Below are 12,767 nucleotides of genomic sequence, written 5' to 3' on the forward strand. Positions count from 1 at the left end.
ACCTAGGTGAGTTATGGGTGGTAGGTCATCATGACAGCGGAAATTAATAAATTTGACTCCTATCTCTAGCTCAGTATTAATCTAAATGGCAGAAAAGGCATAATAAATTGAACGGCCACTCCTTTGTGGCCGCATTGGCAAAGTTTTCAGCCTCAAAATAGGCATCCACTTCTTTCGTGCACCCAAAACGGTCGTTATTTCGCTGCGTCCGGGCTTTCACGAAATCGAAAAGAGAGAAGAACATCCTTTTCCAGTCCAGCAATGCTTCGGACAAGCTACTGAGGAATTGTAACGTTCACCGATACGCGCACATAAGAAAGTAGCAGAAAATGGATACTTTCTATCATGGATAGTCCTCATTTAGCGAATCCCAAATCGTAGCTACCCTCGTTCCTTAGATGTGCAAGCTTAACGTACCAGCATCACTTTTCGTGTAGCAACAAATTGCGCACCTTGCACCCGCAGCATGTACAGGCCGGCCGGCAAATTCTCTTGTATAAAGCGTAGCCGGTATGGCTGATCTGCCAGCATCATCCCCTGATATAGCGTTGCAACGGTACGCCCCTGGATATCGTACACAACAGCTTCTACCACCTGTGATCGGGCAATGGCTATTTCCAATTGCGTTTGCTGCGCAAAAGGGTTGGGATAGAATCCACTAAGCGCATAGCCAACTCCGGGCTGCTCGGCATCTTCTGTAGAAAGCACATTGGATACAAAGCTCAGGTTTTCGTACCACGCCACGATGTTGTCGTCCTGCGATGCGGAAAACACGTCGTCATCGCCATCCCTGTCCAAATCAAACGCAGTAACAGAACGCACCCCCATGGTGCCGCTGGCAATAATGCGTTCTCCGCTAAACAGGGTACCCTCCTGGTTTTCGAACCAAACTACCTTGTTGCCATCGCGTGCGCCGGCGATAACATCCTGATCTCCATCGCTGTCGAGATCCGCTGCATAAACCGAGAAAGCACGGGCCACCTGAAGCGAAATGATGGCCTGGCTCCCAAACGAACCCTGACCATCCAGGTTTTTATACCAGGCTATTTTGTTGTCGCCACTGGACGCAGACAACACGTCCAGGTCACCATCTCCATCCAGGTCTACCACGTGCACAGCGATAGCCAAATCGGCGTCCGTCGAAATGACTTGTTGCGCACCGAAGGTACCCTGCCCGTCGGTATTTTCATACCAGGCTATTTTGTCGTCGAAAGTGGACGCAGAAACGATATCCTGGTCACCATCCCCATCGATATCAGCAGCAACGACATCAGTGGCGCCTTTTGCAGCTTTGGTGACAATCAGCTGCGATCCAAAGGTACCGTTACCGTCATCGTTCTGGTACCAGGCTATTTTGTCGTCTGATGAAGAGGCAGAGAGTACATCCATGTCGCCATCGCCATCCAGGTCGGCTGCGTATACTGCGTACGCGCTGTTGGCATTGGTGGAGATATCGTGTGTAATGTCGAAACTGCCGGCACCATTGAAATTTTCATACCACCGGATGGCATTGTCGCTGCCAGATGCAGAGAGTACATCCTGATCCCCGTCCCCATCTATATCAGCGGCATGCACATCACGCGCGCCCGCAGCACCCAGCGATATGGTGCGCTGCTGGCCAAGTCTGCCATGCACATTGGGATACCAGGCAATTTTGCTGTCATTGTAAGAAGCGGACAAAACGTCTGCATATCCATCACCATCAATATCAGCACCTGCTACAGCGTGGGGGGCCAGCGATTCTGTAGTATTGCCAATAAACCGCGTTACGCCAAAACGTACCAGGCCCTTGCCGGCAAAACTTTCATACCATGCAATTTTATTGTCGAAGGTAGAAGCCACCAGGATATCAACGTCTCCATCGCCGTCTACATTGGCTGCGACAATCGAAACCGGGCCGGCTGAAGCCGTACTCACCAATTGTTGCGGCCCAAAGCTGCCCTGCCCGTTTGTGTTTTCGTACCAGGCTATTTTGGAGTCGTTGACTGAGCCCGAAAGCACGTCCAGATCCCCATCGTCATCCAGGTCTGCGGCATAAACGGCGTGGGCAAAGTCAGCTGAAGCATTGATCACAAGCGCAGCACCAAACGTGCCGAGCCCGTCTGTATTGGGATACCAAACCACGCGGTCGTCAGCAGAAGAAGCGGCTAAAATATCAAAATCGCCGTCACTGTCCAGATCTGCCACGCGCATGTCCCGCACGGCATCTGCATCCTGGGTAATGATTTGTTCGTCACCAAAGACGCCGGCGCCATTTGTGTTTGGATACCACGCGAGCTTGTCATCCTGCTCAGAAGCTGAGACTACGTCCAGATCTCCATCCCCATCAATGTCTTGCGCAATCACCCTGTTTGCCCACAGCGCTGTTGTAGAAATCACCTGCTGCGGGCCAAAAGCACCCTGTCCGTTGGTATGCTCATACCACGCAATTTTGTTGTCATCGCGCGAAGCCGACAACACATCCAGGTCGCCATCTCCATCCAGGTCCGCTGTGTAGACCGATTGCGCCACAAACGCCTCCGTTGAAATCACCTGTTGCGCACCAAAAACGCCGGCGCCCAGGTTTGGGTACCACGCCACCTTGTTGTCATCCCGAGATGCGGATAACACATCCAGGTTGCCATCGTTATCCAGATCTGCAATGTGTAGTGCACTTACTTTGAGCGCATCCAGGGATATTACGCGCTGTACCCCAAAAGTCGCAGCACCATTGGTATTCTCATACCACGCAATTTTATTGTCGAGCAGCGAAGCAGAGAGCACATCCAGATCGCCGTCGTTGTCGATATCCGCGGCATACACCTGCGAAGCGCCTTCAGCCTGGGTACTGATTACAATTTCATTGCTAAACTGCGCAACAACACGCTCGGGAAAACTCCAGCAAGCCAGCAGCAACGCTACATAGACCGAAGCAAACCTGGCACGTGACGTTGTTCTAAAGGGAAGCGAATTCCTATCCATTTACCTGTACTACATGCATAAACAGAAAGGGGGGCCAAAGCTGAGCGAATGGGCGCAAGGACACAGTCCAGTCCTGCTCATCCGTATACATACTCGAAACTTTGCACCTCGCGCCCGGATCTTTTGGGATGATCCCCATAGCGTCTGGGGCGCATCTGATTGGAGCCTGACGGGAGAATTTTATATTATCCATTATTCCACCTAATAAAATCTACACCCACCTTCTAGCCCGTTAATAGCATGTTCAAGGCTTTCCCTCGATTTGCCGCGCTTGCCGTGTTAATACTCCTTGTGGCACAGTGCACGCCCGAAACGCCACATTTATCTGTTAATGAGGGGGATCGCATCTTCCTCGTAGGCAACAATCTGCCGTCTCGGATGATGAATTATGGACACTTTGAGACGGAAATGCATGTGCGGTATCCGGATAGCCTGCTATACATCCGCAATATGGGGGATGGCGGCAATACACCGGGATTTCGTCCGCATTCTGGCCGCGACACGCCCTGGGCCTTTGAAGGTGCTGAAGCATTCCAAACCGAGTTGGCTACCCGGTCTGGCAGCGTCGGACATCTTGAATATCCGGATGAATGGCTTACTCGGCACGAGGCTGATGTTATCCTGGCCTTTTTTGGCTTCAACGAGTCGTTTGAAGGCCCCGCAGGCGTCGAGAACTACAAAGCTGAACTTGATGCTTTTGTCAAACACACCCTTGCCCAGCAATACAATGGCGTCTCGGCACCAAAACTCGTGCTGGTCTCCCCGATTGCGTTTCAGGACATCTCCCATCTGAAAGATGTACCTGATGGCAAAGCAGCAAACGCCAACCTTGCCCTCTATACCGAAGCCATGCGCGATGTGGCATCCGACAACAATGTACCGTTTGTCGATGCGTTCAAACCCTCCAGCAAGTGGTTCAAGGGTACAAAAGAAGCCCTGACCATTGATGGCTCACAGCTCAACGACGCCGGCTACGCCCGTTTTTCCACGTTCCTCGTCGACACCATTTACGGCAAAACTGCCGCGCCGGCTGAAGGAAACCGCGACCAGGTCTTGGAAGCTGTGCTCGAAAAGAACTGGTTCTGGCACAACGATTTCAAAATCCCGAACGGCGTACACGTATTTGGCCGGCGCTACAACCCGTTTGGCCCTGACAACTACCCATACGAGCTGACCAAAATCCGCGAAATGACGGCTGCGCGCGATACCGCCATCTGGCATGCAGCGCAAGGGAAAACATTCGACCTTGCTGCTGCTGACGCACAAACTTCAATATTGCCGCCGGTAGAGACCAACTATGCGCCAAGCGAGAAAAACGGGGACCCAACCTATCTCTATGGAGACGATGCCCTCGCCAAGCTAACCATGGCGCCTGGATACAAAATTGAGCTATTTGCTTCTGAACGCGAATTTGAGGACCTCGCAAACCCTGTGCAGCTGTCGTTTGACAACCAGGGCCGGCTCTGGGTGGCAACCATGCCGACCTATCCACACTGGAAACCCGGCGATCCTAAACCCAACGACAAAATCATCATTCTCGAAGACACCGATGGTGATTTCAAAGCGGACAAACAGACGACTTTTGCAGATGGCCTCCACATCCCGGTAGGCATCGAGTTTGCCCCTGAAGGCGTCTACGTTTCACAGGGCACCAACCTTGTTCTGCTTTCAGACACCGATGGCGACGACCGGGCAGACAAATCGGAGATCATCCTCAGCGGCTTCGATGACCACGATACGCACCACGTGATCAGCGCTTTTGCAGCTGATCCTTCGGGCGCCATGTACATGGGAGAAGGCGTATTTCTGCACACCAACGTGGAAACCTCTTACGGCCCCGTTCGGGCAACGAATGGCGGATTTATCCGCTACGCGCCACAACGGCACCACCTCGAACGGACAGCCCAGTTGGCGATCCCCAATCCCTGGGGCATCGCGTTCGACCGGTGGGGACAGAATTTCTTTGCAGAGACCTCTGGCCCAGATGTGCGCTGGATGCTCCCCGGTTCTATCGAGCCCCGCTACGGCAATGCCACACATAAATCGGTCAACCTGATCGAAGACGCCCATCGGGTTCGTCCGACGTCAGGCCTTGAGTTTGTGTCGAGCCGGCACTTCCCTGATGAAGTTCAGGGCGACATGATCATCAACAACACCATTGGCTTCCTCGGCACCAAATTCCACAAAATGGTGGATGATGGCACGGGCTACAGAAGCACACACAGCCTTGACCTGGTGGTTTCTGATGACAAAAACTTCCGGCCGGTAGACATGGAGTTTGCGCCAGACGGCTCGTTGTATCTGGTTGACTGGCACAACGTGCTAATCGGCCACATGCAGCACAATGCGCGGGATCCGTTCCGCGATCATGTCCATGGGCGGATTTACAGAATTACCTACCCATCGCGCCCGCTAGTTGAGCCGGCGAAAGTTGTTGATGCCACCATCGAAGAACTGCTCGAAAACCTGAAACTGCCAGAATTCAGGACGCGGTACCGGACCCGGCGTGAATTGCGGGCCAGAAATCCCGAAGAAGTCCTGGCCAGCCTTGCGACCTGGGTTGAAAACCTGGATACCAACGACCCGGGCTATGAACACCAGCTTCTGGAAGCCCTCTGGGTTACCTGGGGACTCAACGAAGTTGACAGCAGCTTGCTCACCAACCTCATGCAAGCAGAAGACTTCCGGGCACGCGCGGCTGCTACCCGGGTGTTGCGCTATGCAGGACATCAGGTGGATAACCAGGCAGACTTGCTCATGCAAGCGGCCCAGGACGAACACGGACGCGTACGGCTCGAAGCCATTGCGGCAGCTTCCTGGTTAGATAAAGAAACGGGACTGGCCATTGTAGAAGCAGCGGCCACGGCCCCCGCGACGGGAGACGCTGCAACCATGGCTGAATCAGATCGGCTGGATGACTGGATTGTCAATGCACATGAAACGGCGCTGGCACACCTGAATGATCAGTCGGTTGTTGAGCGGCAAAACGACATGATCGAAACCCGGCTTGAAGGAGAAGAACGCGACATGTTCATTGCCGGCATGAAGATTTACGAGCGCGATGGCTACTGCGGCACCTGCCATCAATCCGGCGGCGAAGGCCTTTCAGCTTCGCAGTTCCCACCGCTTGCGCAAAGTCCGTGGGTTACCGGCAGCGAAGAGCTGCTTATCAAAGTCTCGCTAAATGGTTTACAGGGCCCACTCGAGTTGATGGGTAAAACCTACAGCGGCCAGGTGCCCATGACGCCTTTTGGCGGCATGCTTAACGACGAAGAAATGGCTGCGGTGCTCACGTACGTGCGCAATGCTTTCGGTAATGAGGCATCTGTCATCACACCCGAAAAGGTAGCGCAAGTACGGGCTGCTACAGCGGACAAGAAAGGCTACTATACGCCGGCCGAGCTACTCGAGCAGCACCCGATTGGGGAATAAGGTTGAAGGAATGTAGTGCACCCCGAAAGTGAGACACAAGATGTCGCCATCTTCCTTTCCCCGTCATCCTTCGCGCGGCTCAGGATGACGTAAGGGAAGTGTTGCGGTAGTCCTCTCGCTGCTGCCTCGCCAGATTCTTCGCTGGGCCCAGGATGACGTTGAGAAGAAGCCTCCAATATTCTATACTCGGCATTCCCCTCGGAACCTCCAGGATCGTGGGGTTAATAAGAGTCTGCGTACATTAAAATCTACTAGAAGGGAAAGAGAAGCATGATTCAGGAGCAGATTCTGTCCGGCATTAAAGATGCCATGCGGGCAAGAGATAAAGTCAGACTAGAGGTCCTTCGGGGCGTCAAAACAGCCTTTGTAAACGAACTGGTAGCTTCCAAGCGTACCCCACAGGATATGCTAAAAGACGAAGAAGCGACCACAGTGCTCACGCGCCTTGCCAAGCAGCGGCGTGAGTCTATTACCCAGTTCACCAAAGGCGATCGGCCTGAGCTGGCAGAAAAAGAGACTGTCGAACTTGCGATCCTGGAAGAATTCCTGCCTGAGCAGATGTCAGCCGAAGACATCCGAAAGGTAGTTGAGGAGAAGAAAGCAGCGCTGGGTGTGACAGATAAGTCACAGATGGGCCGGCTGATGGGCATGCTGATGAAAGAGCTCAAAGGCAAGGCGGACGGCAACATGGTCCGCCAGGCTGTTGAGGCTTCGCTGGAATAGGCCGGCTAAACAAAACTGCCCGAAGGCTCAACAAAATTGCCCGAAGGCATGGCAAAGGTGCACAGCGGCAGCGGTGTCTTCCTGTCTTCCGAGAGCACCGCTGCACACCTCGCCATATGTCGGGGTGCATGCATACTGCACCTCGGGGATAGATTCATGTAAATCTATCGGGCCGTCAAAATAATAGAACCGGACTATTTTTGCACAGCGCAAATGGCCGATTGGGGCAAAAGATTAGGGCACTAATTTCGGCACAAAAACAGGTGCAACGAATTGGGCGTTTGTGTGTCAATGCCCCTCATCTGTTAAATTGCAATTATTCACCAATTGCTTAAATATGGCCCCAGCGTCCAGCATAAAAAACCGCGATCGATTCTGGCAAGCTGCCGGCATTGGGTGCTTTGTTGCGGTCTTTCTGCTGCTCTTTCGCCCGTTTGGCCTGGAGCATGGCGGATGGCGCGATCCAGTCTTCTGGTTTATTCTTGGTTTTGCCCCCTTTAATGCTGCGCTGGTCCTCAGCATAGACGTGTTGCTCCGTCGAGCCATCAAACAATGGCCAAGCCTTTCAAAACTCCAGATACGGCTTGCCATTACACTAAGCATTATCATCCTGAGCAACGCCCTTTACCACACAGTGGCGCAGCAGTATTTCGACTGGCAAGAATTCCTTTCTCTATTGTGGCAGGTGGCACTCATTGCGCTCTTTCCAACACTCTTCATATTGGTTTACTACCGTAAACGTGATCAGGCCCCCGCACCTGCATCTAACCAGCTATTGACCTTCCACGATGACAGCAACAGGGAAACCCTCACCGTGCCCTTAAATACGTTGCTCTATGTTACTGCAGAGCGCAATTACGTGCTCATCTATACAACCAGCAATGAACAACCCCTCCTGCTCCGCACCTCACTCAAGACCCTTGCCGGCCAATTAACCAACACACCCGTTATCCGCTGTCACCGCTCCTTCCTGGTGAACACGCAACAGATACTGCATAGAAAAAAACTGGCCCGCAGTATGGACCTGTCACTCAGGCACACGTCGGAAACGGTGCCTGTCTCTGCATCGTACATGCCGGCTATCGAACAAGCCCTCAATCTGGCTTAGCCACTGTTGCGAACTGGCATAGCCACGCTTGCGAATTAAGAGCTGAATTTAATGCCGATTTTCGAGTGCCGAATGCAGAGTTATGTATTTAAGTGTTAACAGCCAGCCAGACGTTTTCCTCAGATATTCTTTGCGAAAAAGGGGAAATGCGCATGTACCGCGGTAGCTTAAGACGGGAGTACAAAAATACGAAAGCACAAAAAAAATTGGCGGGCGTTTAGAACCTTAATCCGCATGATTGATGCACTTGTAGAAGATCCAGGAAGCCGTTGAGCGAGGAGGTTTGTAATTCAACAATCTGCAATTCATCCCGCGGAACTGCATTTCATCCCAAAACGCCTTTTTTAGTGCAACCAGTAGGGTTTGAGGCCATATCGAGAGGACATCATGTTACTTCAACCAGTCCTTTACGATGATGTCGATATCTCAGATAATCCTTGCCACCCATATCACAGCCGGCGTAATTAGCCTTGTTTTATTCTGGGCGCCCCTTCTCACAACCAAAGGCCGAACCCTGCACATACGCTTTGGGCGTGCCTATACCTACACCATGTACATCGTGGTGATTTCAGCACTCATCCTCAGCGTTGTGCGCTTTTCAATCGGGGGATACCAGGCCGGCCTGGCACTGTTCTTCCTGGGCATCCTTACAGCCATCCCCCTGCTGAGCGGCATACAGGTACTAAAAGCCAAAAAGTCGAATACAGCCTTCCGCAAACTGCAGTTGGCATTGGCCATCACCTTGCTCATCACAAGCCTTGGTATGTTTGCAGGATGGTGGTACCTCAACAGCGGCTTGCTGCTGGGATTTGGCTTCCTTGGGCTGTTTGCTGGAGGCGCGGATGTAAGGCAGTTTCTACGATCCACCAAAACGAACTGGTTACGCGAACACTACCAGGGCATGCTCTTTAGTGGCGCTGCTGCCTACACCGCCTTCTTTGCCTTTGGCGGCAACACCCTGCTCTCGCACGTGTTGACGGGCTGGCTGGCCATTATCCCATGGTTGCTACCCACCTTGCTGACAATGGCCCTTATGCCGCTCGTCCACAAACGATTCAAACAGGTCAAGCGAGCCGAGCAACCTAAAGCCGCGTGATTTCGACAAAGAAGGCGCCATACGTATCACCGGCGGCACTTGTCAGCCAGGATTGTAATTGTGTGGGGCCGGCCGGCAGTTCTACTTCAAAAACAGCCCCCGCATCTTCGGGAGACAATGCCATGGTTGCTTCCTGTTCGCCGACTGTAATGCGAGCCTGCGTAGCCTCCATGGCGCTGTCTTCTGCTTTGGGCCATCGGTACAGGCCAATCTGGTAGGTGCCGGCCTGCTCTACGTCCAGGGCCCAAAAGCCATTGCTCGCAAGGCCAGCCGTCACATGGCGCTGGTGCCACGGCACCGCCTCATTGTTTGAGTGCCAGTCATGGCTCATCAAGGCAACAGGATTTTCTACACGGCTCCCTATCGTTATCCGCACATAATCGTCAAACACCGGTGACAGGTCGGTCCACCATGCTTCATAAGCTGCCTGAAGTTCAGCAACAACGGCTTCGTTGGCAGCTGCCACATCGTTTTCCTGACCGGGATCAGCTTTGATGTCATACAATTCATGCTGATTGACCAGGCGCCACCGGTCGGTCATAACCGATGATTTACGCCATTTTTCGGGATACTCGATGCGCTGTGAATGCACAAGCACGGTGCGGTCACGCAACACTTCGGTATCTCCTTCGATGGCTTGCAGCAACGATGTACCATCGATAGGCGCCGCCCGCGGCTTTTGCAAGTCCAGGGCTTCTACCAGGGTTGGAAGTACGTCGATGTGTGCGGCCAACTGGTCCACATCGCGTCCGTCATCAAGCCCTTTCGCGGGCCAGTATACGTAGAATGGCACCCTGTGCCCCCCATCATATTCAGAAGCTTTTGTACCGCGCATGCCAGCATTATATCCTTGCCATGTTGCAGCTTCATCCCGCGAGACACCGGCAGCGGTCCCGTTATCTACCATATAAATCAACAAGGTATTTTCGGCCAGATCTAGCGCTTCGAGTTGCGCCCGCAGCCGGCCGAGGTTGTCGTCGATATTCGTAATCATGCCGTAAAAGGCATCCATCGGTGCCGGCACGCCCTGATCGGTATATGGCGCGGAATACTTCTCATCTACCAAAAACGGACCGTGGGGTGCATTGGTCGACAAGTACAGGAAAAAAGGCTTGTCCTGATTGTTTTCGATAAACGCAGCAGCTTCGTTGAACCAGATATCTGTGCAATAGCCCTCAAAGGCTTCCGGAATATCGCCACGCCAATACGTATCGTCGAAGTAATCGTTACCCCAGTAGTCGGGCCCCTGGCCTACGCCGCCGCCTTTATGCCAGACCACTTCCTGAAATCCCTGGTCTTGCGGCCGGAGTGGGTAGTTGTCTCCCAGATGCCATTTGCCAACCATTCCCGTGTGGTATCCATTGGTTTGAAAGATTTCGGCAATGGTTTGCTCGCCCGGTGCCATCAGTGAGCGGCCCATGATGGTATGCCATACACCGGTGCGCGTTGAATACCGGCCAGTCATCAACGCAGCCCGCGTGGGTGAACAGGTAGGGTCCACGTGGAAATTTGTGAGCCGAACACTCTCGCTCCATAATTTGTCGAGATTAGGCGTTTGAATCATCGTATTGCCATGCGCCCCAACATCGCCATATCCCTGGTCATCTGTAATAATCAGAATAACATTCGGTGGTTTGACCTCTTCGGATGCCGGCTGGCAATGCAAGTTTGCAAAACCGAGACAAATAAGCAGAAAGCAACACGTGCGGCTGGTCCAGGGTGTGTTCATCGGTGCGGGGGGATGGTGGTAAAACTGAAGTAAAACAAGCAATTCAGTGTCAATATGCTGATTTCAGACATTCCCATCAATAAATGTTTACGATTAATCGAAGCAACCCGTATTTTGCCCTCGTTCGTGCTACCAATCAATTGCTCCCAGGCACCATGCGCTTCCTTTCATGCTGCTTCCTGTGTTTCACACTGTTACTCAATGTCCATGCACAGCCCAGCGATTTTGGACTAGAAGATGGAGATCGCGTGGTATTTATCGGTGACGGACTCTTTGAAAACGACCTCGACCACGGCGCCTTTGAATACGCGCTTACCACTACGTGGCCAAATCGGCGGGTAACATTTAGAAACCTGGGATGGTCGGGCGATACGCCGGCCGGCATCTCACGCGACCATTTCACGAATCCGCCGACACCTTACGAACACCTGATCGAGCAAATCAAAAGCACCAATGCGACGGTTGCCTTTGTAGGCTATGGCGCGCATTTGGCTTTTGAGTCCGACGCGGCCCTTGATCAGTTCAATACTGAGCTCGCTTCATTGCTGGATACGCTAGATGCATTGCCAGCGCGTGTAGTCCTCCTGACACCGGCCCCACAAGAAGCCGAAAGGTCGCCGGCTCCAAGCGTAGATCAGTACAATGCACAACTCGCACGCGTAGCCGCGGCTATCGAGTCCGTTGCTACAGCGCGTAATTATACCTTTGTAGACCTCTTCAAGGCCCTATTGCCCCAGGCAGACGACCCATCTGTACACATTTCCCAAAACGGCATACATCTTAATGCTTTGGGGTATCATCTGGCGGGACGTGCCCTGCAAGCACAACTTACGGGCACACCTGAGACCCCCTTGCTCTCTGTGAACCTGGATGATGGCGGGCACACCACTGCTATAACCGGGGTTCAGGCATCAAAAAAAGAGGTATCGTTTACCGTGGCCCTCTCAACCCTGCCGGCACTCAATCCTGCTACAGAAGGGATGCAGCCGCTCCAGATTACAGGACTCCGCCGCGGCCGCTACAGCGTCTGGGTCAACAACAACAAAGCGGGTTCTGCTACCGCGGCTGAACTTGCTAACGCAATACCCATTGCTACACCACTCGGCAAACAGGCAACGGAACTCCAGGCACTTATTGTCAAAAAGAACCGAACCTACTTCCACCAATATCGCCCGCAAAACGAAACGTACCTGGTAGGATTCAGGGAATACGAACAGGGACAAAATGCGCGGGAGCTGCAGTTGCTCGATCCGTTGATTGGAGAAGTTGAGAACGAAATAGGCCGGCTGCGTATCCCGCAAGAGGTGTCCATTCGGGTGGTTGCAGATTAGGTAACATGGCGGTTGTATCAGGTCATAAAACTTCATGAGATATGGCGCAGTTATTTGAGCCCCGAATCTCTTACGCAGCACCAACAGACCCCCGTTGGAAACGCGCCATCATCCGACTGATTGAACGCCTGACGGGTCAGCCCCGACTGGAAAAAATGTATCGTGCCCTCAGGCTGGATGATAGTTTTGCGCCTGAGTCTTTTTGGCAAGATTCCCTTAACGTCCTTTCCGTATCGCTCGACTACGCCCCAGACGCTTTCAGTCAAATCCCTAAAGAAGGCCCCCTTGTTGTCATTGCCAACCATCCTTTTGGCGTCCTCGACGGCCTGACCATTTGCCACCTTGCTTCGCGCATGCGCGCCAACTTCCAGATCCTCACCAACAGCG

General features: G+C 53.0%; 9 protein-coding genes. 6 read left to right on the top strand and 3 right to left on the bottom strand.

The genetic code is table 11. The features are described 5' to 3' along the window. Window positions 1-408: 408 nt before the first annotated feature. Window positions 409-2,961 (bottom strand): T9SS type A sorting domain-containing protein, encoded by a 2,553-nt coding sequence (locus tag AAF564_21765; protein ID MEM8488193.1) that lies wholly within the window; start codon window positions 2,959-2,961, stop codon window positions 409-411. 240 nt (window positions 2,962-3,201) lie between these two features. On the opposite strand from AAF564_21765, the gene AAF564_21770 reads away from it, so the two are divergent. Together AAF564_21770 and AAF564_21775 are read left to right on the top strand one after the other, a co-directional pair. After that, a complete protein-coding gene (locus AAF564_21770; protein ID MEM8488194.1) occupies window positions 3,202-6,393 on the top strand; it encodes a PVC-type heme-binding CxxCH protein in 3,192 nt (1,063 codons plus the stop codon). A 270-nt stretch (window positions 6,394-6,663) separates the two neighbouring features. After that, on the top strand, window positions 6,664-7,116 hold the full coding sequence (locus tag AAF564_21775) for a GatB/YqeY domain-containing protein (protein MEM8488195.1): 453 nt from the start codon (window positions 6,664-6,666) through the stop codon (window positions 7,114-7,116). Between the two features lie 5 nt (window positions 7,117-7,121). Here AAF564_21775 and AAF564_21780 read toward each other — a convergent pair whose 3' ends face one another. Beyond that, window positions 7,122-7,250: a hypothetical protein gene (locus AAF564_21780; GenBank protein ID MEM8488196.1), complete on the bottom strand. Its 129-nt coding sequence runs from the start codon at window positions 7,248-7,250 to the stop codon at window positions 7,122-7,124. Between the two features lie 203 nt (window positions 7,251-7,453). Between AAF564_21780 and AAF564_21785 the strand changes: the two genes are divergently transcribed. Continuing rightward, on the top strand, window positions 7,454-8,224 hold the full coding sequence (locus AAF564_21785; protein MEM8488197.1) for a LytTR family DNA-binding domain-containing protein: 771 nt from the start codon (window positions 7,454-7,456) through the stop codon (window positions 8,222-8,224). Window positions 8,225-8,636: 412 nt separating this feature from the next. Further along, complete coding sequence (locus AAF564_21790; protein MEM8488198.1) at window positions 8,637-9,320, top strand: hypothetical protein; 684 nt, start codon at window positions 8,637-8,639, stop codon at window positions 9,318-9,320. Here AAF564_21790 and AAF564_21795 read toward each other — a convergent pair. After that, window positions 9,307-11,049: an arylsulfatase gene (locus tag AAF564_21795; protein MEM8488199.1), complete on the bottom strand. Its 1,743-nt coding sequence runs from the start codon at window positions 11,047-11,049 to the stop codon at window positions 9,307-9,309. The two genes, AAF564_21790 and AAF564_21795, sit on opposite strands and share 14 nt — an antisense overlap. Window positions 11,050-11,132: 83 nt before the next feature. On the opposite strand from AAF564_21795, the gene AAF564_21800 reads away from it, so the two are divergent. Both AAF564_21800 and AAF564_21805 read left to right on the top strand, forming a co-directional pair. Beyond that, window positions 11,133-12,380 (top strand): SGNH/GDSL hydrolase family protein, encoded by a 1,248-nt coding sequence (locus AAF564_21800; GenBank protein MEM8488200.1) that lies wholly within the window; start codon window positions 11,133-11,135, stop codon window positions 12,378-12,380. A gap of 41 nt (window positions 12,381-12,421) precedes the next feature. Continuing rightward, window positions 12,422-12,767, top strand: a 346-nt coding sequence (locus tag AAF564_21805; GenBank protein MEM8488201.1) for a glycerol acyltransferase, incomplete at its 3' end; no start/stop codon positions are given.

This window comes from Bacteroidota bacterium (assembly GCA_039111535.1).
GTDB lineage: Bacteria > Bacteroidota > Rhodothermia > Rhodothermales > JAHQVL01 > JBCCIM01.